The sequence below is a fragment of the Rubrobacter tropicus genome (assembly GCF_011492945.1).
Taxonomy (GTDB): domain Bacteria; phylum Actinomycetota; class Rubrobacteria; order Rubrobacterales; family Rubrobacteraceae; genus Rubrobacter_D; species Rubrobacter_D tropicus.
Genome location: NZ_CP045119.1, coordinates 1,465,688 through 1,491,683 on the forward strand (window position 1 = coordinate 1,465,688; position 25,996 = coordinate 1,491,683).

At 67.3% G+C, this 25,996-nt stretch carries 22 protein-coding genes and 1 pseudogene; 16 read left to right on the forward strand and 7 right to left on the reverse strand.

Annotated features, from left to right (window positions below; genetic code table 11):
- The first annotated feature begins 2 nt into the window (after nucleotides 1-2).
- From GBA63_RS07160 to GBA63_RS07195, 8 genes are all read left to right on the forward strand, one after another.
- A complete protein-coding gene (locus tag GBA63_RS07160) occupies nucleotides 3-1,634 on the forward strand; it encodes a nitrite/sulfite reductase (RefSeq protein ID WP_166174768.1) in 1,632 nt (543 codons plus the stop codon).
- Nucleotides 1,634-2,833, forward strand: a complete 1,200-nt coding sequence (locus GBA63_RS07165; protein WP_166174771.1) for a Coenzyme F420 hydrogenase/dehydrogenase, beta subunit C-terminal domain — start codon at nucleotides 1,634-1,636, stop codon at nucleotides 2,831-2,833. The genes GBA63_RS07160 and GBA63_RS07165 overlap by 1 nt, the downstream gene beginning before the upstream one ends.
- Nucleotides 2,834-3,142, forward strand: a complete 309-nt coding sequence (locus tag GBA63_RS07170; protein ID WP_166174774.1) for a hypothetical protein — start codon at nucleotides 2,834-2,836, stop codon at nucleotides 3,140-3,142. It begins immediately after the preceding gene.
- A 56-nt stretch (nucleotides 3,143-3,198) separates the two neighbouring features.
- Complete coding sequence (gene sat / locus GBA63_RS07175; RefSeq protein ID WP_166179908.1) at nucleotides 3,199-4,371, forward strand: sulfate adenylyltransferase; 1,173 nt, start codon at nucleotides 3,199-3,201, stop codon at nucleotides 4,369-4,371.
- A gap of 82 nt (nucleotides 4,372-4,453) precedes the next feature.
- Nucleotides 4,454-5,023, forward strand: a complete 570-nt coding sequence (cysC, locus tag GBA63_RS07180) for an adenylyl-sulfate kinase (RefSeq protein ID WP_166174777.1) — start codon at nucleotides 4,454-4,456, stop codon at nucleotides 5,021-5,023.
- A gap of 1 nt (nucleotide 5,024) precedes the next feature.
- Nucleotides 5,025-5,828, forward strand: coding sequence for a sulfite exporter TauE/SafE family protein (locus GBA63_RS07185; protein WP_166174780.1), 804 nt, complete (start codon nucleotides 5,025-5,027; stop codon nucleotides 5,826-5,828).
- 238 nt (nucleotides 5,829-6,066) lie between these two features.
- Nucleotides 6,067-6,381: a hypothetical protein gene (locus GBA63_RS07190; RefSeq protein WP_166174782.1), complete on the forward strand. Its 315-nt coding sequence runs from the start codon at nucleotides 6,067-6,069 to the stop codon at nucleotides 6,379-6,381.
- A 164-nt stretch (nucleotides 6,382-6,545) separates the two neighbouring features.
- Nucleotides 6,546-8,291, forward strand: a complete 1,746-nt coding sequence (locus GBA63_RS07195) for a VanW family protein (protein WP_166174784.1) — start codon at nucleotides 6,546-6,548, stop codon at nucleotides 8,289-8,291.
- A gap of 177 nt (nucleotides 8,292-8,468) precedes the next feature.
- Here the strand turns inward: GBA63_RS07195 and GBA63_RS07200 are convergent, their stop codons facing one another.
- Nucleotides 8,469-9,770, reverse strand: coding sequence for a PASTA domain-containing protein (locus tag GBA63_RS07200; protein WP_166174786.1), 1,302 nt, complete (start codon nucleotides 9,768-9,770; stop codon nucleotides 8,469-8,471).
- Nucleotides 9,771-10,114: 344 nt separating this feature from the next.
- Between GBA63_RS07200 and GBA63_RS07205 the strand changes: the two genes are divergently transcribed.
- From GBA63_RS07205 to GBA63_RS07215, 3 genes are all read left to right on the forward strand, one after another.
- Nucleotides 10,115-10,648: a septal ring lytic transglycosylase RlpA family protein gene (locus GBA63_RS07205; protein WP_166174788.1), complete on the forward strand. Its 534-nt coding sequence runs from the start codon at nucleotides 10,115-10,117 to the stop codon at nucleotides 10,646-10,648.
- A 73-nt stretch (nucleotides 10,649-10,721) separates the two neighbouring features.
- Nucleotides 10,722-11,759, forward strand: a complete 1,038-nt coding sequence (locus GBA63_RS07210) for an LLM class flavin-dependent oxidoreductase (protein ID WP_166174790.1) — start codon at nucleotides 10,722-10,724, stop codon at nucleotides 11,757-11,759.
- Nucleotides 11,756-12,820: a TIGR03668 family PPOX class F420-dependent oxidoreductase gene (locus tag GBA63_RS07215; protein ID WP_228282350.1), complete on the forward strand. Its 1,065-nt coding sequence runs from the start codon at nucleotides 11,756-11,758 to the stop codon at nucleotides 12,818-12,820. Before GBA63_RS07210 ends, GBA63_RS07215 begins: the two co-directional genes overlap by 4 nt.
- A 3-nt stretch (nucleotides 12,821-12,823) precedes the next feature.
- On the opposite strand, the pseudogene GBA63_RS24300 reads toward GBA63_RS07215, so the two are convergent.
- From GBA63_RS24300 to cofH, 5 genes and pseudogenes are all read right to left on the reverse strand, one after another.
- Nucleotides 12,824-13,467 (reverse strand): annotated as a pseudogene (locus GBA63_RS24300) (response regulator).
- Nucleotides 13,468-13,480: 13 nt separating this feature from the next.
- Nucleotides 13,481-14,719 carry a sensor histidine kinase gene (locus GBA63_RS07225; protein WP_166174792.1) on the reverse strand — a complete coding sequence of 413 codons (1,239 nt, stop codon included), beginning with the start codon at nucleotides 14,717-14,719 and terminating at the stop codon, nucleotides 13,481-13,483.
- Between the two features lie 44 nt (nucleotides 14,720-14,763).
- Nucleotides 14,764-15,969, reverse strand: a complete 1,206-nt coding sequence (locus GBA63_RS07230; protein WP_207957125.1) for a DUF418 domain-containing protein — start codon at nucleotides 15,967-15,969, stop codon at nucleotides 14,764-14,766.
- Nucleotides 15,966-16,652 (reverse strand): GAP family protein, encoded by a 687-nt coding sequence (locus GBA63_RS07235; RefSeq protein ID WP_166174794.1) that lies wholly within the window; start codon nucleotides 16,650-16,652, stop codon nucleotides 15,966-15,968. Before GBA63_RS07235 ends, GBA63_RS07230 begins: the two co-directional genes overlap by 4 nt.
- A gap of 744 nt (nucleotides 16,653-17,396) precedes the next feature.
- Nucleotides 17,397-19,739: a 5-amino-6-(D-ribitylamino)uracil--L-tyrosine 4-hydroxyphenyl transferase CofH gene (gene cofH, locus GBA63_RS07240; RefSeq protein ID WP_166179938.1), complete on the reverse strand. Its 2,343-nt coding sequence runs from the start codon at nucleotides 19,737-19,739 to the stop codon at nucleotides 17,397-17,399.
- A gap of 156 nt (nucleotides 19,740-19,895) precedes the next feature.
- Here cofH and GBA63_RS07245 point away from each other — a divergent pair, with 156 nt between their 5' ends.
- Both GBA63_RS07245 and GBA63_RS07250 read left to right on the forward strand, forming a co-directional pair.
- Nucleotides 19,896-20,765 (forward strand): sulfurtransferase, encoded by an 870-nt coding sequence (locus GBA63_RS07245; RefSeq protein ID WP_166174796.1) that lies wholly within the window; start codon nucleotides 19,896-19,898, stop codon nucleotides 20,763-20,765.
- Nucleotides 20,766-20,776: 11 nt separating this feature from the next.
- On the forward strand, nucleotides 20,777-21,196 hold the full coding sequence (locus tag GBA63_RS07250; protein ID WP_166174798.1) for an iron-sulfur cluster assembly scaffold protein: 420 nt from the start codon (nucleotides 20,777-20,779) through the stop codon (nucleotides 21,194-21,196).
- 10 nt (nucleotides 21,197-21,206) lie between these two features.
- Here the strand turns inward: GBA63_RS07250 and GBA63_RS07255 are convergent, their stop codons facing one another.
- The gene (locus GBA63_RS07255) at nucleotides 21,207-21,824 is read right to left on the reverse strand and encodes a hypothetical protein (protein WP_166174800.1); all 618 of its coding nucleotides are present in this window, start codon (nucleotides 21,822-21,824) and stop codon (nucleotides 21,207-21,209) included.
- 153 nt (nucleotides 21,825-21,977) lie between these two features.
- On the opposite strand from GBA63_RS07255, the gene argH reads away from it, so the two are divergent.
- The 3 genes from argH to GBA63_RS07270 all read left to right on the forward strand — a co-directional run bounded on the left by argH (nucleotide 21,978) and on the right by GBA63_RS07270 (nucleotide 25,989).
- Nucleotides 21,978-23,363, forward strand: a complete 1,386-nt coding sequence (argH, locus tag GBA63_RS07260) for an argininosuccinate lyase (protein ID WP_166174802.1) — start codon at nucleotides 21,978-21,980, stop codon at nucleotides 23,361-23,363.
- A 231-nt stretch (nucleotides 23,364-23,594) separates the two neighbouring features.
- The gene (locus GBA63_RS07265; RefSeq protein ID WP_166174804.1) at nucleotides 23,595-24,413 is read left to right on the forward strand and encodes a metallophosphoesterase family protein; all 819 of its coding nucleotides are present in this window, start codon (nucleotides 23,595-23,597) and stop codon (nucleotides 24,411-24,413) included.
- Between the two features lie 16 nt (nucleotides 24,414-24,429).
- Nucleotides 24,430-25,989 (forward strand): hypothetical protein, encoded by a 1,560-nt coding sequence (locus tag GBA63_RS07270; protein WP_166174806.1) that lies wholly within the window; start codon nucleotides 24,430-24,432, stop codon nucleotides 25,987-25,989.
- The last annotated feature ends 7 nt before the right edge of the window (nucleotides 25,990-25,996 follow it).

Below are 25,996 nucleotides of genomic sequence, written 5' to 3' on the forward strand. Positions count from 1 at the left end.
CGATGCGTTTTCTCAGGGAGGGCCAGACCCTCAACAAGGTTGAGCAGATAAAGCTCCAGCGCCACCCGCTGGAGGTCAAGCAGGCGATAATAGACACCTACTCCGAAGACCTCTCCAGGATGGACGAGGTTCCTGGTGAGGTCGAGCGCCTGAAGTGGGTAGGCATCTACCCGCAGAAGCAGGGCGGCGACGCCTTTATGATGCGCGTGAAGGTGCCCGGCGGCGTCCTGACGCCGGAGCAGACGAAGGTCATAGGCAAGATCGCCTCGGACTTCGCAAACGGCCCCATATCGAACCCCCACTTCGGCAACAACTTCCTCGACATCACCACCCGCCAGGACGTCCAGATGCACTGGCTCAAGATGGGTGACATACCGGAGGTCTGGCGCAGGCTCGAAGAGGCCGGCATAACCACCGTGCAGGCGTGCGGAGATTCCGCGCGCAACGTCCTCTGTTGTCCCGTCTCCGGCCTCGACCACGAGGAAGTCATAGACGCCTACCCGATAGCGCAGGCCATAAGCGACTACTTCACCGGCAACCGCGAGTACGCGAACCTGCCGCGGAAGTTCAAGATGAGCGTCACGGGGTGTCTGGAGGACTGCGCCCAGGCCGAGATCAACGACATAGGCCTCCTGCCCGCGCGCCTGGAGGACGGGACCATCGGCTTCAACCTCCGCGTCGGGGGCGGGCTGTCTGATGGGCCGCGGATGGCGTCCGACATAGACGTCTTCGTCAGGCCGGAGGAGGCCGTGGAGATCACGCGCGGCATAGCCCAGGTCTTTGGCGAGCTCGGCGACCGCGAGAACCGCTGGACGGCCCGTATGCGCTACCTGGTCCAAAGAATAGGCCCCGAGGCCTTCCGCGACGAGCTCGAGAAGCGAGTCTCCGTCGAGCTCACGCCGGCCGGCGAGGACCTGACCAAGCGGTACCGCGGCGACCACGTCGGCGTCCACGCCCAGAAGGACGGGCTTTTCTACGTGGGGCTCAACGTCCCCGTTGGCCGGATGAGCGGGGAACACTTTGTGGAGGCGGGGCGTCTCGCCGAGGAGTACGGCGGCGAGGTGCGGCTGGCGACGGACCAGAACCTGGTAATAACGGGCGTCCCCGAGGATAAGATCGACGACCTGCTCGCCGAGCCGCTGTTGGAGAGGTTCTCGCCCAAGCCCGGGGCCTTCGAGCGGGGTGTCGTTGCCTGCACGGGGAGCGAGTTCTGCCGGTTTGGGATAGTGGAGACCAAGATCCGGGCCGTCGAGTGGGCGAAGGAGATGGACGAGCGCGTGGGCGACGTCGGCCAGGACGCGGTTCGGATGCACTTCTCGGGCTGCTCGGCTTCCTGCGCCCAGCCCCAGATAGGTGACGTCGGGTTCCGCGGCGAGACGGCCAAGACCCAGACCTCCATAGTCGAGGGCGTAGACATCGGGCTTGGCGGATCCCTCGGCCGAGACGCCGCGTTTATAGACTGGGTCGAGGGGGCTAAGCCCGCCGAAGAGGTCCCCGACGCGCTCGTCTCGGTCTTCGAGCGTTTCAAGGAGGAGGGGCGACCCGGCGAGCGGTTCCACGAGTGGGCCCGGCGCAAGAAGAACAAAGAGCTGCGCGAGGCGTTGCGCAAGCCCGCGAAGGTGGGGGGCCGCTAGTGGCGGGTTTCGACATCCGGGAGATGATGAACGACATCGACGAGGCCCCCGGGAAGGTCTGGTTCTGGGATTTGGAGCAGGCCGTCATCGACGCCGACCGCTGCGTGCAGTGCGGCGTGTGCGTGGCGGCGTGCCCGACCGACTCCATCGGGATCGGCTCGGACGACCTGCCGGAGCTCGTCAAGATGTGCACCGGCTGCTCTTTGTGCTGGGACTTCTGCCCTAGAGGCGGCCTGCAGTACGAGGCGACGTGGAAGATCTCGGGCAACGGCAACGGCCACAGGGGCAACGGCCTCGGGCACGTCGAGGAGAGCTACACGGCGAAGGTGGACCCGGCCATAGAAGGCGTCCAGGACGGCGGGTTCGTGAGCGCGCTCCTGATCTCGCTTCTGGAGAACGACGAGATAGACGGCGCCCTGTTGGCCCGCGAGAGCGAGACCGAACGTTGGAAGGGCGAGGCGTTCCTTGCCACGACTCCGGAAGAAGTCCGCGAGTGCGCCGGCAGCTTCTATAACCAGACGCTTGCCTTGGGCCACGTGGACTTCAAGGGCTACGACCTGCCGCCGAACCCGCGGATAGCCGTCGTCGGCACGCCGTGCGAGATCGAGGGCATAAAGGCCATGCAGGCGAGGCCGTGGACCTGGGGCACCTCGCAGGTGGAGGCGATCACGCTGACCATCGCGCTTCTGTGCACCAAGAGCTTCAACTACGAGAAGCTGATGCTGGAGGAGATCCGGGACAAGCGCGGCGTGGATCTGGACAACGTCGGGCGGGTGGACATCATCCGCGGCAAGATGATCGTGCAGGACCTGGAAGGCGAGTCTATCTTCGAGGAGCCGATCCGGGACTTCCACAACGCCGCCCTGAAGGGCTGCGACGAGTGCGCGGACTTCATGGGCCACGCGGCGGACATCTCCGTCGGCAGCGTCGGCAGCGCGGACGGCTACTCCAGCGTGCTGGTCCGTTCGGAGGAGGGCAGGGTTGCCTTCGAGCACGTAAGAGACCGTTTGTTAACCCGGCCGCTTGACAAACCGCAGGCATTGGATAAGCTTGACGCTTTGGACAAGAGGGTGGCCTTTAGCACCTTGAAGCGGGCCTTCGACCCCGACGCCCCGCTCTTTATAGACTTTGAGGACCACCTGAACGACTACGCCGGGACGGACCGCGCCCCGGTCGAGCACGAAGCGGTGAGGTATTGATTGGCACGCGCCCTGCAGAATCTCCCCCTGCGAGAAGAGCCCGTCGAGCTACGGGCCGAGACCCGCGCCCTGCTGGAGGAGTCGCCCGAGGAGGGCTCGCGGCTCATAGGTGAGGCGGCCTTCGTCGCCGACCTTCTCTGGGAGGACTGGGGGGAGACGCTCGAACCGAAAGGGATGGGCCGGGACCGCTTCGTCGAGATCTCGCGCGGCTACGCCGACGAGCTGAGGCTCTGGGTGGTCGGAGAACGTCCCTGGGACCACTGCGCGGCCGGGCTGGCCGGCCGCGTCAAACGCAGGCTACCGGCCTAGACCAGGCCATCCAAGCGGAGGTACAAAACGTGACGACAGGCACCACGGAACACGGCATGATAGCCCCCCACGGCGGCGAGCTAATCGACCGCCGCGCCCCCGAAGGCGAGAGGGACGACCTGCTCCAGAGGGCAGAGGGCCTCGCCAGGGTGACGCTAGGGCCGCGGGCGCTCTCCGACCTGGAGATGATCTCGACGGGTGTCTTCTCACCGCTTACGGGCTTCATGACCCGGGCCGACTACGATTCCGTGGTCGAGACGATGCACCTCGAGAACGGCCTCGTCTGGAGCCTCCCCATCACCCTCTCTGTGGACGACGCCGAAGCCGAGCCCATAAACGAGGGCGACGAGGTCGCGCTCGCCGACGGCGAAGGCCGCGTCCTCGCCACGATGGTCGTCGAGGACAAGTACTCCTACGACAAGGAGCGTGAGGCCAGGGAAGTCTTCGGCACCACGAACGACGAGCACCCCGGTGTCGCCGCCGTCTACCGCCAGAAGGACACCCTGATCGGGGGCGAGGTAACCCTCCTCGTGGACGACCCGAACCCGAAGCCCTTCCCCCAGTACCACTACGAGCCGCGCGAGCTCCGCAAGGTCTTCGCCGAGAAGGGCTGGAAGCGCGTGGTCGGGTTCCAGACCCGCAACCCCGTCCACCGCTCCCACGAGTACATCCAGAAGAGCGCTCTGGAGATCGTTGACGGACTCCTGCTCAACCCCCTCGTCGGCGAGACCCGCGCAGAAGACATCCCGGCCGACGTCAGGATGCGCTCCTACGAGGTCATCCTCGACAAGTACTACCCCAAAGATCGCACGCTCCTCGGCGTTTTCCCGGCTGCCATGCGCTACGGCGGGCCGCGCGAGGCGATCTTCCACGCCGTCTGCCGCAAGAACTACGGCTGCACCCACTTCATAGTCGGGCGCGACCACGCGGGTCCCGGCAAGGACTCCAAGGGAAACCCGTTCTACGGTGACTACGACGCCCAGCACATCTTCGACGAGTTCGAGGACGGCGAGATCGGGCTGACCCCCCTCTTCTTCGAGCACTCATTCTTCTGCCTGACCTGCCAGGGCATGGGCACCACCAAGACCTGCCCCCACGACAAGGAGAACCACGTCTTCGTCTCCGGCACCAAGGTCCGCGAGATGCTCTCCAATGGCGAGTATCCTCCGCCGGAGTTCTCCCGCCCCGAGGTTATAGAGGTTCTCATGGAAGGCCAGAAAACCGCCTAGAAGAATCTTTAACATTTGTTAAACTAGCTGCGTTAGCAACAGCAAGCAACGACAAGTAACTGAAAGTAAAGGAGAGGTGAGAGTGGAGAACGGGAAGCGGCGTGGGGGATTCACGCTATGGTTCACCGGGTTGTCCGGGGCAGGGAAGACGACGATCGCCGAGATCGTGGAGCACGAGCTCCGGATGCGTCGCGTCAAGATCGAGGTCCTCGACGGGGACATCGTGAGGACGAACCTCTCCAAGGGCCTCGGTTTCAGCCGGGAGGACAGGGACACGAACGTTCTCCGCATCGGCTTCGTGGCGGATCTTCTGACGCGCAACGGCGTCGGCGTTATCGTCTCGGCCATCTCTCCCTTCAAGGAGGTTCGGGACCAGGTTAGGCGCAACGTGGGCGAGGGCTTCGTGGAGGTCTTCGTGGACGCGCCGCTCGACGTGTGCGCCGATCGGGACGTCAAGGGGCTGTACAAGAAGGCTTTCAGCGGCGAGATCCCGCAGTTCACCGGCGTCTCCGACCCCTACGAGGCCCCCGTCGCCCCCGAGCTCCACATAAAGACCAACGAGGAAGAGCCGGCCGAGAGCGCCGCGCGGGTCGTCAGGTACCTCGAGGAGCAGGGCTTCCTACAGCCCGTTCCGGAATTCAACCGGGTCTAGCATGTTCGACGCCACCCCCACCCTCTTTGGCCTGCTCGTCGGTTTCCTGGTCGGCCTCACGGGGGTGGGGGGCGGCTCTCTGATGACGCCGTTTTTGGTTGCCGGGCTGGGGGTTCCGGCGCCCACGGCCGTCGGGACCGACATGGTCTTCGCCACCCTCACCAAGTTCACCGGCTCCGTGCAGCACTACCGCCAGCGGTCGGTCAACCTGGAGGTGGCTTTGTTCCTCGGGTTCGGGAGCATCCCCGCGGGGTTGCTCGGGGTGGCGACGCTCGAGTGGATCGAGGGCGCCTTCGACCCCGAGACGGTGAAGTCCATCATGATCACCGTCATAGCCTGCACGCTCGTGTTGGTCGGCGCTTCCCTGATCTACCGCAACTACTTCATGCCGAATCGGGACGCCAGCCCCAAACCGCACGTCTGGGACGGCAAGACGAAGATGAGCACCAGGCGACGGGCCTACACGGTCGTCTTCGGCGCCTTCGGAGGCTACCTCGTCGGCCTGACGTCCATAGGCTCCGGCAGCGTGATGGCCGTGATACTGCTGCTGCTCTACCCGCTGGCCCCGGCCGTCGTGGTGGGCACGGACATAGCCCACGCCACCGTACTCTCCCTGGTCGTCGGCCTCGCCCACATGACCCAGGGCAACGTGGACTTCGGCCTCGCGGGTTCCCTGCTCCTCGGCGGCATCCCCGGCGTCCTTATCGGCAGCCGCATCGCCCCCTGGCTTCCAGGCAAACCGCTCAAGACGGTCCTCGCCGTCATGCTCATCTTCGTCGGCGTCCGCCTGCTTCTGACCTACTAAAACGGTTTGCAAAGAGGCCCAACCTCTTTGCAAGGCTATCAGCCATCAGCTTTCAGCCAGGAGCAAAAAGCTGAGAGCGGAGGCGAAGCCGAAGCGGGCTGACAAGCCGACCGTGCGGGTCGCGGTGGCTCAACCCCACTGCGATCCGCTTTAGGCAGCGTTTCGGCTTTCTCTTTTCGCAGAAGTTGTCTGGGCTGGCCCATCGTGTACCATATCCACCGTGCTTGCGGTACGAAAGATGGCGCGGCGAATACTGCCGACGGTGGTCGTTCTTTGGGCCTCCCTGGCCATGATCGGCGGCGCCGTCCACCTGGTCAACGAGTCCGAGGCGGCGACGCAGGATACGGCGGCGAAGGCCGGGCTGGGGTTGTGCGCCGTCAGTTTTGCCTTTTTGGCCAGGAAAGCAGCCCGCCAGGCATTACCGTCGGTCCCCACCGGCGCCCTGATGCCGGAGCCCGCGCCTGTTATCCGCGCTTCGGTTCCTTACGCCCATTTCGCCCCGCCTGTGGCGGGACCACCCTTACTCGTACTCCTTCGGGTCTCGCGCACGTGAGTTGGGCCGGCACTTTCGCCGGCCCCACCTAGACGCGCAGATCATTCTCGAAGGAGGTGGCTCCCACATGGAGCAGAACAGACGCCCGCGCGCCGGGCGGCCCAGGACGTTGCCGTCCGCAGGCAGGCCAGTGTTCGAACCGGAGACCCGCTGGGAGGCCCGACGTGGCTAGGGTCTCCGTGCGGGAAAAGAAGGTAGCGGGAAGGCGGGTGTCGCGTGGCCGGCGTCCCATCCGCCGGGGCGGCGGCCGGGCCGTCCGGGCAGTGGTCCTGGCGTGCGCTGCGCTCTCCGTGCTGGTGGCCCTCGACCACCTTTCGAGCTCGGGGGAGATCCGACCCGGCGTCTCCGTCGGCGGCGTGGCGCTCGGAGGCAAGACGCCCGAAGAGGCCCGCGAAGCCCTGGGCTCTCTTGCCTTTTCGCGGGGTGAGGTCCGCATGACCGGCCCCGGCGAAGGTGCCGCCATACCGGCCCGGCGACTGGACCTTCGGTTCGACGCCGAGACCACGGTCGAACGGGCCTACGCCGTGGGCCGCGAGGGCGGTATCGCCGAACGCATCTCGGACCGGGCCGGTTCCCTGCTGGGGTTCGGCGTTCCGGCCGAGGTGGGCTACAGCCGCCAGGGCGCGAGGGTGTGGTTGCGGAACGTGGCCGAACGCGAAACCGCCGAAGTCAGGGACGCGTCTGTGGGCATCTCCGGCTCCGACGTCACCGTGACGCCATCCCGGCGGGGGTACGCCCTCGACGTGCCAGCCTCGCTGGCCGCGTTGGACGAGGCCCTCCGCGCGCTGCGCAAGGAGACGGAGATGGTGGGAGAGGTAGAGCAACCGCGCGTGGACACGGCAGAGGCGAACGCCGCCGCGGGGGACGTCCGCGAGGCCGCTAGCGCCCCGATCCGGCTCACCTCCGGCGGGCAGGCCTGGTCCGTCCCGCGGTCCGGGATTACCTCGTCCCTGGAGGTGGTCGGGGGGGACGGAGGCTTGCGGGTCGAACTGGACCGGGACGCCATGGGAAAGAGTCTGGCCCGGGCCTACGCGCCGCTGACCGTCGAGCCGGTCGAGGCCGGGTACGCCGTCGAAGGCTCCTCCGTCGCCGTGACGCCCGGGAAGGAGGGACGACGGGTCGAAGAAGAGAAGCTTCTCGATGCCGTGGAGGATGGCCTCTTCCGGGGCGTGCGCGAGTACGAGGTCCCGGTAGCGGTGGCCCGTCCGGAGTTGACGACGGCGGAGGCGGAGTCGATGAAACCGACGGAGATGCTCGGTTCCTACCGCACCGACTACTCCGTCGTCCCGGACGACGGCACCAGGGTCGAGAACCTCGGCATCTCTTCGGAGGCGGTGAGTGGTACGTTGCTCGCGCCCGGCGAGACCTTCTCCATGCTGGATCACGTCGCGGGCCTCGACTACAACGACTCGAAGGTGATAGTGGGTGGCAAGGAGACCACGGCCGACGGCGGCGGCCTCTGCCAGGTCACCTCGACCCTCTACAACGCGGCCAACTTCGCGGGGCTGGACGTCGTGGAGCGGACGCCGCACTCCGCGCAACTGCCGTACATCCGTCCCGGGATGGACGCGACGGTCTGGTGGGGAGGCCCCGGAACCTCCGACGACCTGGACATGAAGTTCAGGAACACCACCGGGGGCTACCTGCTGCTGCGGGAGTACGTCGCCGGAGATGGGCACGTCTACGCCGAGATCTGGGGCAAGCCCGACGGCACCGAGGTCGAGATGCATTCGGAACCCGTCTACATGGACGGCACAGGTTCGGAGTGGGTCACCTACCAGACGGTCGAGCGGGACGGCGAGGTGGTCTTCGACGGGGAGCTTCACAGGGACGCCTACGAGCCGCTGGTCGACGGTCGTGGCGAAGCCATACCGCCGACGGACGTGCCCGTGGCGCCCGTCGACCCCTAGAGCGGATCGCGGTGGCTCAAGGCCACCGCGATCCGCGCGGTCAGCTTTCAGCGCGCTCCGGCTTCGCCTACGCTTTCAGCGGTCGGCTTTTTGCTCCTGGCTGAAAGCCGACCGCCGTGAAACGCCACGCTATCTGGCAGACGCGCGTCGGTGCTGTCGTTACTGGATGGTTCCTTGTTACGGGGATGGAGGGGCCGAAGCGCCCGCGGTCGAGCCGGCGCCCGCTGAAGCGCTCGTTGAAGCGCTCGCTGAGGCGGTCGCCGAGGAGGATGCGTTCGCTGATGCGGTGGCGCTTGCGGGGGATGCGCCCGTCGGACCGGTGCTCATGGTGAGGACGATGGGGGCGCCGCTTGGGGTATCGGTACCGGCTGAAGGCTCCGTGCCCGTAACCGTGCCCGGCTCCTCGGGTCCGGTCCGGGCGCGGATGGCCGCGACGGTGTATCCGGCATCGGAGATGTTCCTTGCGGCCTCCTCGACGGGTTGGCCGGTTACGTCGGGTACGCCCGCGTCGGGCTCCGGGGCTGCGGGCGCGGCTGCGGCGCCTTGTTGGGCCGGGGCTGGTCCGGATTCGGAATCTCCGTCTTCGCTGGCGGAGGCGACGTCGCCCGTGGTTTCGGTACCGCCGTCGTCGGTGCCGTTGTCAGCCTTGCCGTCGTCGCTGGCCGGGGCATCTCGTTCATCCTCTGCGCCGGCCGGCTGCTGGCCGGATGTCTTCCTGCCTCCGGCGTCGCCCGCGACGGATTGGTCGGTGGCGGCCGTTTCGCCGCCGCCCAGAGCCGGAAGGAACAGAACGAGTAGGAGCGCCAGCGCCGCCGCGCAGAGGAGGGCGAGGACGCTGCGCCTGCGGCGGCGTGCGAGGGCGCCGAATCTCGCGGGTGGCTCAGGGACCGTGGGAGGGAGGAGGGGGGGAGATTCGGCCTCGCGTACCGGAACTTGCTCGGCGACGACCGTTCCGGAGAGCTCGTTCCGCTCCTCCGCGGCGATGGTGATGGAGATGGCCCGGTCACCTTCGATCCTCTGGACCGTCCGGCGGCGGGGCCTGCTGTTGGCGAGGAGCAGGTCCTCCACCATGCCGGTGAGGTTGAACATCGCCGAAAGCATCAGGCTCTGGCGGGCAAGGACGGTCTGGAGGGCGGGGGAGAGGGCCACCTCTCCCGTGGCGGGCCGCTCGCGCAACTCGCCGCGCAGGTCCTCCAGCGTGTCGTGGAGGCTGTCGAGGCGGCGGTCGATATCTTCCGTATCCGGCCCGCCGCCCTCGCGGAGTTGCCTGCGGACGGAGTCCGTGCCGAGCCCCTCCTTGTGCAGGTCGCGGGCCTCCCGAATGCGGTCGAAAGAGTCCTCGGGGATCTGGATCCTACCCCCCCGGCGCAGGTGCGGGATCGAATATTCCCTCAAGTAACGGTAGAGGGTTGGGCGTGGTATGCCCAGAAGATCACTGACCTCATCGACGCTGTAGATGGACCCCTCCAGGATTTTCACGCGGATATTTTCGACGCTTTTCTCCGCCGGTGGGCATGTTAGCATATCCCGCCCGCGCCCTCGCGAAGCAAGAATGGGGCCCGTATCACGCGTTGTCAGGCGGATTCCGGACACGGGGCATGACAGGCTCTAGCATAATGCGTCCGAAGCCCGTTCTGGCCGGATTATCACCCCGTGATAACGGCGATAAACCCCTTGAAATCGTTTTAGATGCCCACAATACTCCCTGCCGCTGCACCTTAATGTGACATCGAGATATAGATAAAGCTAACGCTGACGGAGGGGGACGCGTTTTGCTCAAGGCGAGTCGTTTACTTTGGATTGCGCTTATTTTCGGGGCCTTTATGGCCTTCGGCAACGACCGCGCGGAGGCCGACACGGCCCTCGCTTCCTGGTACGGGCCGGGGTTCCACGGGCAGACCACGGCGAGTGGTGAGGTCTACGACGCTTACGGGTACTCGGCTGCCCACAAGACGCTGCCGCTCGGGACGGAGATCACGGTCAGTTACGCCGGCCGGTCCGTCGACGTGGTAGTAAACGACCGCGGCCCCTACTCCGGCGGACGGGACCTGGATCTCTCCCAGGGCGCGGCCGAGTACCTCGGCCTGACGGCTGCGGGAGTGGACTACGTCGAGTACACCTACGCTGGCGAGTCCGGCTACGCGGCGGACGGCGGTTACGCCGAAGCGGAGCAAACCGGGGCGGCCTATGAGAGCGGCTCCGAGGAGCAGGCGTCGGGCGGGTCCTACGTGGTCCAGGGCGGGGACACGCTCACGGGCATCGCCGCGGAGCTCGGGACGAGCGTGGACGACCTCATGGCGGCGAACGGGTTGACCGACCCCGACTACGTGTACGCGGGACAGACCCTCGCCTACTGATCCGCGATCCCTCCGACGGCGACGGGCCCGGGTGTAAACTCCGGGTGTGGGGCGACGGGCGGAGGAGGCGCGATTGATCGGCAACGGTGATGGTCCGAGCTTCGGGCTGTGGTACGACTTCAGGCAGAGGCCGCCGCTAGGGGACTACGCGGCCTTCTACGCCGAGTGTTTGGAGGAGATCGAAGAAGGGGAGCGGCTCGGGTTCACGGGGGCCTGGCTGTCGGAGCACCACTTCGTAGACGACGGCTACCTGCCATCGCCCCTTGTCGTCGCCGCGGCGGTGGCCGCCCGCACGAAGAGCATGACCATTGGGACGAACATCCTGCTCCTACCGATGCACCATCCGCTGCGGGTCGCCGAGGACGCGGTCGCGGTGGACCTCATTTCGGGTGGGCGGTTCGTGCTCGGGGTCGGGCAGGGCTACGTCCAGCACGAGTTCGAGACTCTGGGGTACGAGAGGCGCTACAGGCCCTCGCTCTTCGAGGAGGGCATCGAGGTAATCCGGCAGGCGCTGGAGGAAGGGCGCACCGGGTACGAGGGTAAGCGGTGGCGCTTCGACGATTTGCCTTTCGAGCCGCGGCCCTCCGGGAAGCTCCCGATCTACGCCGGCGCCTTCGCCGACCCGGCCATAGACCGGGCAGCCCGGTTGGCGGACGGGTTCCTCGCCTCGGCCGGGGGCGGGGCTTTCGGGGAGACGTACCGGAAAGTCCGCGGGGCCCTGGAGCGGCACGGGAGGGGCGACGAAGGGTTCCCGTACGTGGCTTCTGGCGTCGCGTTCGTGCACGAAGATGCGGGGCGGGCGCGGGAGATCGTGGGCCCCGCCATCTCCTACCAGCGCACGCGCTACGCGGAGTGGGGGACGGACAGGGAGGAGCCACGTCCAGACCCCATCCAGGAGGAAGACCTCCCGTGGGAGCGCTACCTCGTCGGCACGCCCGGGGAGGTGGCGGAGGGCCTGATCGAACTCCACGAAGAGGCCCCCTACGACCACTTCTGCTTCTGGGGCCGGCTCCCTGGCGTCACCCACGAGGAGGCCGTCGAAAACATGCGCCTGTTCTCCACCGAGGTCGCCCCCCGGGTCCGCGAGGCCGCGGGGGCCAGGCCCGCGTGACGGTGGCCTCCGGCGTCCTGACCCCGGAGCAGACGGCCTTCCTCGTCCGCCAGAGGGTCGCCCGCCTCGCCACGGCCGATGCCGAAGGCAGGCCGCACGCCGTCCCCGTCTGCTTCGCCCACGCGCCCGGCGCCGTCTACATAGCTCTGGACGAGAAACCGAAAGACGTGCCGGCCACGCGCCTCAAGCGCGTCCGCAACATCAGGGAGAACCCGGACGTCGCCCTGATCGCCGACCGCTACGCCGAGGACTGGAACCTCCTGGCCTTCGTGATGGTGCGCGGACGGGCCGGGTTGATCGAGCCCGGCGCCGGGGAGCACGCGGCCGCCGTGAGGCTCCTGCGCGGCAAGTACCACCAGTACGAGGGGATGCGCATAGAGCAGAACCCGATCATCGCGATCCGGCCCGAGAGCGTGGCCGCCTGGGGTGCCCTCGACGAACCGCCCTCCAAGGAGCGGCCGGTCCTCGACGCCATAAGGGGCCGCCGCTCCGTGCGGCGCTACCTGCCGAAGCCGGTGCCGGAAGAGGCCGTCGGGCGGGTACTCGAGGCGGCGCGCTGGGCGCCTTCCCCGCACGGCCGCCAGCCCTGGCGCTTCGCCGTCGTCACGAAGGAGGAGACGAAGAGCCGCCTCGCCGGGGCGATGGGCGGGGAGTGGCGGTCGAACCTCGAGATGGACGGGCAGGACGCGCAGGTGGTCGAGAAGCGGCTCGAAGGCTCCAGGCGGCGTCTGTTCGACGCGCCGGTGCTGGTCCTGATCTGCCTCTACCCCGAAGACCTCGACGCCTACCCCGACCCCGCGCGGCAGCAGAGCGAGACGACGATGGCCGTGCAGTCTCTCGGGGCTGCTGCCCAGAACGCGCTTCTCGCGGCCTACGACCAGGGGCTCGACGCCGGCTGGATGTGCGCCCCGCTCTTCGCGCCGGAGAAGGTCGTGGAGGCGCTCGGCCTCGACCCGAAGCTCGTCCCGCACGCGCTGCTCACGCTCGGCTACGCGGAGGGTGATCCTCCAAAGAGGCGCGGTCGCACGCCGCTCGAGAACCTGATCGTGTACAAGGATTGATCCTCAGGCGCCGAGGCGGATGATCCCGCGCTCCAGGGCCACGGTGACGGCGGCCGTGCGGTCCGAGACGCCTAGCTTGGCGAAGACGTGGATCAGGTGCGTCTTTATAGTAGCCTCGCTGAGGTGGAGGCTGCGCGCGATCTCCCGGTTGGAGAGCCCCCTGGCGACGAAGCCGAGCACCTCGGTCTCGCGCTCGCTGAGCTTCTCCTCCGCCGGCCGCCGCATCGTCTTCATCAACCGGTTGGTGACGGCGGGCGCGAGCACGGACCGCCCCCGGCGGTGGCGCGAACGGCCCCGTAGAGCTCCTCGCGCGGGGTGTCCTTTAGCAGGTAGCCCGTAGCCCCGGCCTCGATGGCCCTCAGGATGTCCGCGTCCGAGTCGTAGGTGGTGAGGACCAGGACGTGCGTCCCGGGGTGTTCTTTCGAGATCCTGGCGATTGCTTCGACGCCGTCCATGCCCGGCATCCTGAGGTCCATCAGCGCAACGTCCGGGCCAAGCCTCTCGACCATGGACAGTGCCTCCGAACCGTCGCCCGCCTCCCCGACGACCTCGATGTCGGGCTCGCCGGAGAGCATGTCTTTGAGACCAGCCCGCACCACGGGATGATCGTCCACGATGAGGACGCGGATCACATATCCTTCCCGCATCAGGTTTCGGCTTTCAGGTCTTTCCCTGATGCCCGATGCCTGAAGCCCCTATCGGCATCTCCACGACCACGGTGGTGCCCTCGCCTTCGAAGCTCTCGATCAGGAGCCTGCCGCCGAGAAGCTCGACGCGTTCCCGCATCGCCCGCAGGCCGAAGCCGTCGTCGTTGTCGCCGCCGTTCGTCCCGAACCCCGAACCGTCGTCGTGGACGTCGAGCACGACGAGGTTGTCCATGCACGAGAGCGTGAGGTCCACAGAACGCGCCCCCGCGTGTCTCTGGACGTTCTGGAGCGACTCCTGGGCCGCGCGCAGCAAGGTAACCTCGACGGGCATGGGGAGCGGCTGCGGCGCGCCGGTGACGGAGAGGCGGGCCGGCGTTCCAGACGCCTCGGACCAGCGGGCGGCGAGGCGCTGGAGGGCCTCGGGCAGCGAGGCGCCTTCGAGTAGTTCGGGGCGCAGGGCGCGGACCAGGCGTCGGGACTCGTGGAGGCCCTCGCGGGCCGTTGCGCGGGCGCGGTCGAGTCGGTTTCGGACGGAGGCCTCGTCGGGGGAGAGGCGTTTATCCGCCGCCTCAAGCTGGGTCACGATGCTGACGAAGCCCTGGGCGAGGGTGTCGTGGATCTCCTGTGCCAGGCGGCTTCGTTCCTGTAGCACGCCGGCCTCGCGCTCGGCGGCGGCCAGGTCCTTTCGGGTCTCTTCGAGCTCTTCGATCAGGTTCTGTCTCTCCTCGCTCTGGTTGATGATCGAGTCGATCCACAGGGTCAGGAAGAGCGCGAACCCGAGCGTGAGAAGCCCCGAGATTGCGATTCCGAGAGCGTCCTCCGGCGACCGCCGGATACCGTCGGCGGCCACCAGGACGGCGAGCGAGACCGAGACGGGCACCGACCAGCGCGTAGGCAGGAACAGGAAGACCTGCATGAATACGGCGAAGTTGAGGATCTGGTAGATCGGGTGTACCTGGTTGAGCGCGATGGCGAACGCCACGGCCGCCACCACGTAGAAGAGCATAAGGCCCGTAGACCTGGCCCGGCCCCTCACGGCCGCGAACCAGTACAGGCCGCCCCAGGCGGCGCTCAGGAGGATGGCCGCGAGCCGCGCGGCTCCGGAGGTCCCGCCATCCACGAGGCTCAAGACCAGGGCCGCGGCCAGGAGCGCGTAGAAGATCAGGTCCCACGCCCACAGCCACCGCTCCCACGCGTGCGAGGGCCGGTCCCCGGCGCCAAGACCCGGCAGGATGAATCTCAAGAGCCTCATCTCAGGAATCTTACCGCCACACGAACCCGCACCGGGAAGGTGGTTCATTTCGTCCCGCCCCTTGCGAACGGCGCCTCCGCCAGCTTTCGCCAGGCCATCTCCAGCGGGCCTGACGGGAAGCGGCGCAACCACAGGTTGGCGAGCAGGGCGAGGACCGCGCAGATCGCGAACCACACGGCTAGCGCGCCGGGCGCGCCGACCTTGCCCGTGAGGCCGAGGCCCCACCCGTAGAAGACGGCGGAGGCGAGGACGTTCTGGACCACGTAGCAGCTCAGGGCCGCCTTCCCGACCTCGGAGAGCCGGTCCGAGAGCCAGGGCAGGACGCTCCGCTCCGTCGCCAGCGCCACGAGGCCCGCGTAGCCGAGGGAGAGGATGGGGGCGAAAAGGTAGCGTATCGGGAGCTCCGAGATCCCGCCGGGGACAAAATACAGCAGGTTGAGCGGGATGCCGAGAAGAAGACCCCAGCGCAGCATCTTTTCGCGGATGCGTCGTCCGTCGGCGTCAGGAGAGAAGGCGCCGGAGCGCATCAGGCGGACGCCGAGGAGGAACAGAAAGACGTTCATCGGGATTATGAAGACGGGCTCGGCCCGGTAGGTCGGCATGTTGTCCAGGCGGTAGAGGACCTGATCCCACCATGACCCTGATGTGTAGACCCTCGCCGCCTCGTCTGAAAAGATGCTGGTGCTGGCGAAAGCTTGCGGGTCGAGCAGCGCCACGGCGCCGACCAGCGCGGACAGCCCCCCGGCGAGCAGCAGGTGCAGCCCCCCGGAGATCCACATGGCCCTGCGGACGATCTTCCCGCTCCTCCCGACGAGGAAGGCGACGACGAAGGCGGCGACCGCGTAGCCCATCAGGATGTCGAACTCGAAGACGAGCACGTAGTGGAGGAACCCCTCGAAAAAGAGCAGCGTCGTCCGCCACAGGTAGCGGCGGAGCCACGGCGGGCCGCGCCGCCTGGTGGACTGGTACTGTATCTCGAGCCCGACGCCGAACAGGATCGTCAGAAGCCCCAGAAACTTGCCGTTCGTTACGGCCAGCGTGAGCGTCGTCAGAAAGCCGTCCAGGGAGGCCCACCACCGCAGGCCGCCGCCGAAAAAGGTCGATGACCCCGCGTCCCCGACCGCGGCGAAGAGCCAGATGTTCGTCCCCAAAGTCCCGAAGATGGCGAGCCCGCGCAGCGCGTCCAGAAGATGGATGCGCCCCTGATCTGGCCTGCCGGCCGGGGCCTGCATGGTTGCGGCCCGGCTCACGAGCCCCTCGGCGTGTCCGGGATCTCCACGAGGCCGAAGAAGCCGAGGCCGGCCAGGCTGTCCGAGAGCAAGAAGAAGCCGACGATGCCGAGGATCCAGAGCAGCGTCTCGCGTGACCCGCCCTCGAACCTCTCCCGCAGCCGTTCGAGACGATCCCGTACGCGCGTGCCGAACACGCCGTAGGCGACCATCAGCAGCAGCGGCGGCAGCACGAAGATTACGTTGTAGACGACGAGGATCGGAAGCCACCGCGCTGCGGCCAGGTCCGCGTCGGTAAGGAGGGCGATCGCGCCCAGGTACGGGAAGGCCGTCGTGAACTCGACGGCCGTAACGGTCACGCCGAGCAGGAAGATCCCGGCCAACCCACGGGAGCGCGGCGTCCGGGTCTTGTTCCTGCGGGGCTTGTTCGGCGCCAACAGCGCGTACCCCAACAGCAGCGCACCGGCGACGCCCTGCGCAGCGTCGGCGGCCGGACCTTCTACGTACCCCCACACGGAGCCGAGGCCGAACATTAGCAGCACGCCGATAGCGAGGTAGGATGCGAAGACGGCCGAGACGTATGTCAGAACCCGGGACCCGTAAGGTCTTCCTTGCAGGATCAGATAGACCGTCACGGCCAGCGCCGAAGGGTTGATGCTGTCGAGGAGCGCCAGCCCGAGCAGGGAGAGGAGGAGCGCCGTCACCCCGAACCCCTCACGGAGTCCTCGCGACGTGCGCGGAGGCTGTCGTGGGGCGACCGACCGCTGGAACCCGGGATGGCGCTCCTGACCCGACCAGGAAAACGATCCACCACTGATACCTCCCCAAACGTTCTCGAACCGCAACCCTTGTGCGTCCAAGTATCGTCTTCGGGCACCAGCGCCGGATCGCCCGTGAGGTTGGAACTCGAAGGGAAGAGCGGTCTAGGCCGGCATCAACCGGCCGGTTGATGCTCCCTGACAAAGGGCGTCACGGTCGGGACCGGCGGACGGGGCGCTGATAGGCGGGCTTTCGTCCAGAAGTGCCTCTCGCCTGGACCCGTCCGGCCGGATCTCCGGCGGCGAGATGGGAACCAACGCCCTCATGGCGCTCTCGCCGCGGAACCAGTCCGTCGTGGGCTTCTACGTGCGCCCGTTCTTCGGGATAACTGAGCTTCTTGAGCGGCGCCTTGAAGCTCTCCATCAAAGCCCGCGGGAGCACGGGCAGGGTAGTTCTCATCCCGTAAGTAAAGGCACGCGCCGACAAAGAGCCGGTGATAAACGAGAAAACGGGCGGCTGTAAGGATAGAGCACAAGCTCTTGGAAGGGAGCTACGTCGCCCGACCGTCCTAAGTCTGCCGCCCGTAATACCGACATCTTACCACGGACAAGTGCTGTGAGTAGCAATGCGCGGGGCGCCGATCCTCGGTGCAGGCAGGGATTTTGGCGCCAAGCCTTCAAGACCCGTTACTAGACGGAGCGTGCGCGTTCCGGCACGCCGTAGAGGGTGTTGCGGCGGCGGGGGGTGCGGCCTACGTCCCGGATCATGGCCTCCAGATCCGAAGGCGTCATCTCCTGGCCGTGGTCGGCGCCGGCGGCCCGGCTGATGCTCTCGTTCATCAGCGTGCCACCGAGGTCGTTGCAGCCGGCCTGCAGGCACGCCTTCGCGCCCTCGGCGCCGAGCTTCACCCACGAGACCTGAACGTTGTCTATGTGGCCGTGGAGCGCGATCCTGCCTACCGCGTGCATCTTGACCGTCTCGGTGAAGGTGGGGCCCCTGCGGGAGCGGCCCTGCAAGTAGAGCGGGGCTCCCATGTGGACGAAGGGCAGCGGCACGAACTCCGTGAAGCCGCCCGTGTCGGCCTGTATGTCCCGCAGGACCATGAGGTGCCGCGCCCAGTTCGCGGGACCGTCGACGTGGCCGAACATGATGGTCGTCGTGGCGGAGAGCCCGATGCCGTGCGCCTTTCGCATCACCTCCGCCCATTGGGCGGTGTTGATCTTGTCCGGGCAGATGATGGCCCGGATCTCATCGTCCAGGACCTCCGCCGCCGTACCGGGTAAGGTCCCGAGCCCGGCCTCCTTTAGCTCCACGAGGAACTTCTCGACAGATATGCCCAGGGTGCGCGCGCCCTGCCACACTTCGAGGGGCGTGAAGGCGTGGACGTGCATGTCGGGCACCTCGTCTTTTACGGCCCGCAGGTAATCTATGTAGTTCTTGCCCGTGAAGCTGCCGTGGATGCCGCCGACCATGCAGACCTCGGTGGCGCCCTTCTCCCACGCCTCCCGCGCCCTTCGGGCCACCTCGGCCGTGTCCAGGAGGTAAGGGTCGCCGCGCAGGTTGAGGGACTTCGGCCCCTTGGAGAAGGCGCAGAAGCGGCACCGGAAGTAGCACTGGTTCGTGTAGTTGATGTTCCGGTTCACGACGTAGGTGACCTCGTCGCCGTTGACCTCGCGCCTGAGCCCGTCGGCCACCCGGCAGAGCTCCTCGAACTCCGTCCCCCGCGCCGTGAAGAGCAGGGCTATCTCGTCCTCGCGCAGGTCCCTGGTCCCGGCGGCCGCGAGCGCCCTCGCGAAGTTGGGCCGCACCTTCGAAGGGCGCAGACCCCTCGCCTCGGCAAGGACCTTCGCCGGCACGGGCTCCGTGGTGCCCGGCGCCCAGTCTTCGGTCCTGGCGAAGCCCTCGGCGTCCTGGGCGGACAAGACGCCGGGGCGGAGGCGTTCGTCCACCCAGGTTCCGGCGTCGCGGGCGTAGGAGGGGTGGAGGGCGAGTCGTTCGAGGAGCAGGTAGCCCTTTGCCTGGGTGGCCTTTTCGAGCTCTTCCAGGTGGGGCCAGGGGCGTTCGGGGTTGACGTGATCCGGGGTTACGGGGGAGACGCCGCCCCAGTCGTTTATGCCGGCGTCGATGTAGCGGGCGTAGGAGGGCGTGCCGTTGACCTCTAGACCGGCAAGGTTCGGGGGCGCCTGGACGGTAACGTCGGAAGGCAGAAGGAGGCGGGCCAGGGCTATGGTGGCGAGCATCTCGTCCTCGGTCGGCTCGGACCAGCCCGCCATGCGGGTGCCCGGCTTGGCGCGGAAGTTCTGGACTATGCACTCCTGGATGTTGCCGTGGCGCTCGTGGAGGTCGCGGATGGCGAGGATCGTGTCGACCCGCTCCTCGACGGTCTCCCCGATCCCGATAAGGATTCCCGTCGTAAACGGAACCTTGAGCCTTCCCGCCCCTTCCATCGTCTTCAGGCGCTTGGCAGGGACCTTGTCCGGGGAGGCCCAGTGGGCGAGGTTCGGGCCGAGCAGCCGGTCGGAGGCCTGCTCCAGCATGATCCCCTGCGAGACCGAGACGGGCCTGAGATCCCGCACCTCCCCCGCCGAGAGGACCCCGGGATTCGCGTGCGGCAGTAACCCTGTCTCCTCCAGCACGAGCCGGCAGCAGTGGGCCAGGTACTCGATGGTCGTCCCGAAGCCCATCTCTCTCAGCTCGCGCCTGGCCTCGGGGTAGCGCTTCTCGGGCTTGTCCCCGAGCGTGAACAGGGCCTCCTTGCAGCCGGCCTCTGCGCCTGCCCTCGCGACCTCGAGGACTTCTCCGGGTGTCAGGAACGCTTTTTCGCCGGGGCGTGGGCCGTGGGCGAAGGTGCAGTAGCCGCAGTTGTCGCGGCAGAGCTTGGTGAGGGGGATGAAGACCTTGCGGGAATATGTGATCCTCGGCCCGAAGGCCCGGTCGCGGACCTCGGAGGCCGCCTTCATGGCCGGTTCCGGGTCGGCGTAGGCCGCCCATGCCAGCTCGTAGATCCTCTCGCGCCTCTCTTCGTCGCCCATCAGCGCGTCTACCAAAACTTACCCCCCGTCGTTCTCGCGGAAGGGCAGTATACTCCCGATCCCCCCGGCCGGAAGCCTCTCGCCGAAATCCGACAAAATTTATCGGGGATCGGATAGAATACCCTTTCGTGGATTGAAAGCAGAGAAGGGAGATTCGTGAGCGAGCAGCAGATAGAGCAGAAGGGTTACGCCCACCCGGAGGCGCTGGTCAGCACCGACTGGGTGGCCGAGCATCTGAACGACCTTGAGAACGTGCGCATCGTCGAGTCCGACGAGGACGTGTTGCTCTACGAGGTGGGCCATATTCCGAACGCCGTCAAGATCGACTGGGTAGAGGACCTCAACGACCCGCTCGTGCGCGACTACCTCGACCCGGAGCACTTCGCCCGCCTGATGGGCGAGAAGGGCATAGGCCCGGACACCAAGGTCGTCTTCTACGGGGACAAGAACAACTGGTGGGCCACGTATGCGTTGTGGGTCTTCCGGCTCTTCGGGCACGACAACGTCGCCGTTATGGACGGGGGCAGGATAAAGTGGGAGGCCGAGGGCCGCGAGATGACCCAGGAGGTCCCCGAAGTCCCGCAGAAGGACTACCCGGTGCCGGCCAGGGACGACTCGAAGATCCGGGCCTTCAAGGCCGACGTCGAGAGGCACCTCCAGTCGAACGGGCCCATGGTCGACGTGAGGAGCCCCGGCGAGTACTCGGGCGAGCTTCTGCACATGCCCGACTACCCGCAGGAGGGCGCGCTCCGCGGCGGCCACATCCCCGGGGCCGCCAACGTGCCGTGGGCGCGGGCCGCGAGGGAGGACGGAACCTTCAAGAGCGCGGACGAGCTCAAGGAGATCTACGAGGGCGAGGCAGGCCTCTCGGGCAGCGACGACGTCGTCGCCTACTGCCGCATCGGGGAGCGCTCCAGCCACACCTGGTTCGTGCTCAGCTACCTGCTCGGCTACGACAACGTCCGCAACTACGACGGCTCCTGGACCGAGTGGGGCAACTCCGTCGGCGCCCCCATCGAGCGGTAGGCCGCACGCCTTTGGACCGCAAAGAGCGCGTAGCCTACCTCGTCGACCACTTCGGGAACCCCCGCCACAAGGGGGTTCTCGAAGGCGCGGACGTGGCCATGCCGGGCGGCAGCCCCGAGTGCGGCGGCTCCGTCGTCGTCTACCTCAAGGGCGACGGGAACGGCGGCATAGAAGACCTCGCCTGGACGGGCCAGGGAGACACCATCAGCATGGGCGCCACGTCTGTAATCGTCGGGCGCGTGCGCGACGAGGGGCTCACGCTCCAACAGGTGCTCGACCTCGACTACGAGAAGTTCATGGACTCCATAGGCCGGGACGTCATCGGCAGCCGCACCCGCAACGCGACTTTGGGCCTCTCGACCATAAAGTCCGCCGTCAGGAAGTACCAGAGGGACCGGATCGCTGACACGGAAGACCGCGCCACGGCGTAGCGGGGCCCGACTAGTCGCCGGTCAGACGTTCGCGGCTGGTCCAGAGCGCGTATCCGGACCACGCGAGGCCGGCGCCCAAGAGCGTGTGGCCGACGATCAGAACGGCCTGGATTCCGATGGGCGGCGAAAAGGCCACGATCGGGCCTCCGAGGGCCAACAGCAGACCGGCCGCGCGCGGTAGGACCCCGGCCCGGTACATCGAGATCCCGAGCAGGACGTAACCGGCGCTAAAGACGAAGCTCGTGACGATAAGCTGCCACAGCCCGGCCGGCGTTCCCTGGCCGAAGTCTTGGGAGAAGAGGTGCTCCCTGCCTTCGAGGAGCATCATGGCCGTGCCGGCGAACGCGGCCAGGAAGCCCGCCAGGCCTGATGGGCCGGTCCGCGGTAGCTGGCGGGCGAAGATCCCGACCAGAACCAACAGGACGGCCATGAGCGTGGCGAAGTGCAGAAGGTGCGCGGGGACCCATCCCGCGCTTGCGGGATCGTGCGGGTGAAGGAACGGGGCAAGGAACATGGAGACCCCCGCCGCCAGGGCCAGGAGCCCGGTCCCCCGAACAAGCGCGTTCGGCGAGACGCCGCGCTCCTCCCTGCGTCCGTTGGACGGCGTCGTCGCTCTTTCCGTGATCACCTCGTTACCCCCAAACCTTCGGTCAAATGCGGCCGGAAGACCGCGTACCAACGCCTGCGATCGACACCCTAAAGGCAACGATGCCGGGCAGGATCGCGCAGATTGCGTATTTTCGGGTCTCATGGGGGCAGATCTGGGCTAAACTGCGCGACCATGAGCGGTAAGGACAACGCGCCACTCTGGGGCGGCCGGTTCGGGACGAGCCCGGCCGGCGCCTTCGAGCGGCTGAACGCCTCCATCCCCTTCGACGTCCGGCTGGCCCCCCACGATATCCGGGGCTCCATCGCCCACGCGAGGATGCTGGGAAGGCAGGCAATAGTCTCTGCGAAGGAATCGGAAGAGCTGGTCAGCGGCCTGGAGGCCGTGCTCAAAGAAGTGGAGGCCGGGGAGTTCTCGTGGACGCTCTCCGACGAGGACGTGCATACGGCAGTGGAGCGGCGGCTGCGCGAGATAGTCGGCGACGTGGCGCTGAAGCTGCACACGGGCCGGAGCCGCAACGACCAGGTAGCCCTCGACCTTCATCTTTTTGTCCGGGACGCGGCGGAAGGGATACGAGAGGGCGTTCTGGGGGCCATGCGGGCTCTCGTCGAGGTGGCGGCGGCGAACCGGGACGTCGTGTTGCCGGGGTACACGCATCTGCAGCGGGCGCAGCCGGTCCTGCTCGCGCATCACCTGCTCGCCCACTTCTGGGCCTTCGAGCGCGACGCGCGGCGCCTGGAGGCCGCCCGGGAGGCCGCCGGTCGATCCCCGCTCGGGGCCGCGGCGCTCGGCGGGACGCCGCACCCCATAGATCCTTCCCTCACGGCGCGAGATCTCGGGATGAGGCCCCTCGTCAACTCCCTCGACGCCGTCTCGGACAGGGACTTTGCCCTGGATCTTCTCTACGCCTGCGCCGTGCTCGGCGTCCACCTGAGCCGCCTCGGTGAGGAGTGGGTACTCTGGACGAGCGCCGAGTTCGGGTTTGCCAGCCTCGACGACGCGTACTCCTCCGGCTCGTCCATCATGCCCCAGAAGAAGAACCCGGACGCCCACGAGCTGATGCGCGGCAGGGCCGGAAGGCTCATCGGGGACTTGAACGCGCTCCTGATCACCCTGAAAGGACTCCCGCTCGGTTACTCGAAAGACCTCCAGGAGGACAAGGAACCGCTATTCGACGCCGTGGACGCTGTAACGCCCATGCTCGCCGTCCTCCCCGAGATGCTCCGCACGGCCCGGTTTGACGCCGGGCGGATGCGCTCGGCGGCGGGCGGCTTCGCCCTGGCGACGGAACTCGCGGACTTCCTGGCAGCGCGCGGCGTGCCTTTCCGGGAGGCCCACCACGCCGTCGGACGGCTCGTGAAGAGGTGCGAGGAACTCGACCTGTCGCTGGAGGAGGTGCCGGACGAAGAACTGGTCTCCGCGCACCCGACCCTGGCGGAGTTCCCCCGGACTTTGCTCACGCCGGAAGGTAGCGTCGCCAACAAGAAGAGCGGCGGCTCCACCTCGCCGGATTCCGTCGAGGCACAACTGCGCGACGCCGGGCGGCTCCTGGGCGAATAGACTTCAAGTGCGCCGTCCTGGAAGTAAACGCCGAGTTCGCCGAGGGGTACGTCGAGCTCTACGAGGAAGAGGGCTACGGGGCCGTGGTCGGCGTCGGCCCCAATCCCGAGACGGAGTTCAACCCGTAAGGTGTGGAGCCCCGGATAGGCGCGGAGCGGACGTTCGCGCCGCGGCCCCCTCCGTGTATAGTGTTGGCGCTGGTCGGCCAGAACCCGGGAGGGAGACTCAACCGTGCGGATCGTTCAGATGTCGGATGTCCACGTAGGCTCGGGACTGTTCAGGCAGGATCTCCTGGAGGCGACCGTCGAGGAGGCCAACGCCCTCGAGCCGGACCTGGTCGCCGTCGTGGGCGACCTGACGATGGAGGGCTACCGCTGGGAGTTCGAGGAGGCGAAGGGTTACCTCGACCGGTTGACCTGCCCGAACGTCGTCTACTCGATGGGCAACCACGACGCCAAGAACGTGGGCTACAGGCACTTCGAGGAGTTCTTCGGCATCAGGGAGAAGTCGATCGAGATACCCGTGCCCGAGGGCGTCGCCAAGATAGTCTCGCTCGACTCGACGAAGCCCGACCTCGACGAGGGTGAGGTCGGGCGGGAGCATTACCGCTGGCTCGACTCGGAGTTCCGGGACTGGGACCGGGGGCCGAAGATACTCATGATCCACCACCACATCCTCGCCGTGCCCGGCACGGGACGGGACGTGAACAACCTGCGCGACGCCGGGGACGTCATGGCCATCCTGCGCGAGCTGAAGGTGGACATGGTCCTTTCCGGCCACCGGCACGTACCCTACGTGTGGAGCATCTCCGGCGTGCGCATAGTCCACTCCGGCACCGTCTCGACCATGCGCGTCCGCGGTACGATGCCGCCGTCGTACAACGTGATAGAGCTCGACGATAACTCGGTCTCTATCACGCTGCACGAACCCGGTAAGGGCGTCAAAGAACCCCTCGCCAGCTTTTCCCGCAAGCCCGTCACCACGAGCGAATTCTACCCGGACTTCGAGCGCTTCGTCCTCTACGACCGGCTCCCTTTCCTCAAGGAGTAGGTGCCGGATTGTCCCCTTGCCCGAAAGGAGATCGGCGGCTGAGTCGCGCCGGATGCCCGGTGGTGAGCTGCCGTACGGCGATTTGATCGGAGGGCGGAGGGCCGCATCGTGGGTGGTCCTGATCGGGCTGTCGAGCGGCGCCCTTTACCTGGTTGGGTACGCGGCAGGGTGGGCGATCTTCCGCAACGGCCAACGCGCCGAAGTCGCCGGGGCGGCGGTCCGCGGCACCCCGCCCGACGCGCCCCGCCTGGCGCTGGAGCTCGGCGTCTATTTCGCGGCGACCGCGCTGCTCTTCGCGCTGTACTGGTGGATCCTCGTCCTCTGCCGCCGCGGCCTGCTCCGGGACGGTCGGGCGCGCACGCTGGCGCTGGGCTTCCCCGTCCTCTTCAACGTGGGCCTCCTCTTCGGGCGCCCCTACCAGTCCATAGACGCGCTGACCTACGTCGCGCACGGCTTTATGAGCACCGCGCACGGCCTCAACCCCTACGCCAGGGCGGCGGCCGAGATCGCCTACAGGGGCGACACGACTGAGCTCGCCCGGCAACTGGCGTCGTTCGGGTGGCTTCCGGTCCACGGGCCATCGCCCTACGGGGCGCTGTGGACGTGGATCGAGGCGCTCGCCGCGTCGCTGACGGGGAGCGTTCCTGGGGCGTTGTTGCTCACCAAGTCCCTCGTCGTGCTCGCGAGCCTCGGGTGCGCGGGCCTGATCTGGACGATACTCGGCCGCGTGCGGCCGGAGGATCAACTGCTCGGTACCCTGGTCTACTTGTGGAACCCTCTGATCGTGTTCGAGTTCGCCGCGGAGGGGCACAACGACGCGGTCATGGTCCTATGCGTCCTCGTCTCGCTCTTGTTTACCGTCACCGCCAGGCCCGCGCTCTCCGTGATGGGCGTTGTCCTTGGCGTGCTCGTGAAGTACCTGCCGATCGTGTTCTCACCGGCGCAGGCGGTCTACCTCTGGCGCACCCGGCGAGGCGCGCCGCGCCTCGCCCTCTCCGTCTCTTTGGCCCTCTTTCTCGGCCTGCTCCTGGCGGCCGCTCTCTACTGGCCGTTCTGGATCGGCGCCGGTACATTCGACGCCGTGCGCCAACAGGGCCTGCCCTTCCTGGCCCCGACGCCGTCGGGGAGCCTCTACTGGCTGGCCCTGCAAGTCTACCCGGACGGCGCGGCGGCCGTGACGTTGCGCCTGCTGGGGCTCTCTCTGGTGGTGTTCGCGGTCGTCGCCGGCTGGCGGGCGCGAAGCGCCCCGGAACTCCTGCGGGCGTGCGCCTGGATCTCCGTCTTCTACCTGCTCGTCGTCTCGGCCGGCACCTGGCCCTGGTACGCGGCGCTGCCGCTGGCCCTCATGGCGCTCTCGCCGCGCGGCGTCTTCCTGCCCCTGGCACTTATCGTTACCCTCACCTCGCGCCTGGTAGGACCGTTCAGCAACCTCGTCAACAACGGCTTCGCGGGCTGGGACGCGCTGATGCCGGTGGCGACGACCGTTAGCGTGACGGTCCCGCTGGCCGCCCTGTTGCCGCTTTACGTCCTGTACCGGCGGCGCCCGGTCGAGAAAGAGGGCCCGGGCGGGGTGTGACGTTTAT

Bases quoted from the DNA above. Each gene is read 5' to 3' on its own strand.
- GBA63_RS07190 (WP_166174782.1), top strand. From the start codon at position 6,067: ATGGCGCGGCGAATACTGCCGACGGTGGTCGTTCTTTGGGCCTCCCTG.
- cofH (WP_166179938.1), bottom strand. From the start codon at position 19,739: ATGGGCGACGAAGAGAGGCGCGAGAGGATCTACGAGCTGGCATGGGCG.
- GBA63_RS07160 (WP_166174768.1), top strand. From the start codon at position 3: ATGCGTTTTCTCAGGGAGGGCCAGACCCTCAACAAGGTTGAGCAGATA.
- sat (WP_166179908.1), top strand. From the start codon at position 3,199: ATGATAGCCCCCCACGGCGGCGAGCTAATCGACCGCCGCGCCCCCGAA.
- GBA63_RS07185 (WP_166174780.1), top strand. From the start codon at position 5,025: ATGTTCGACGCCACCCCCACCCTCTTTGGCCTGCTCGTCGGTTTCCTG.
- GBA63_RS07205 (WP_166174788.1), top strand. From the start codon at position 10,115: ATGGCCTTCGGCAACGACCGCGCGGAGGCCGACACGGCCCTCGCTTCC.
- GBA63_RS07225 (WP_166174792.1), bottom strand. From the start codon at position 14,719: ATGAGGCTCTTGAGATTCATCCTGCCGGGTCTTGGCGCCGGGGACCGG.
- argH (WP_166174802.1), top strand. From the start codon at position 21,978: ATGAGCGGTAAGGACAACGCGCCACTCTGGGGCGGCCGGTTCGGGACG.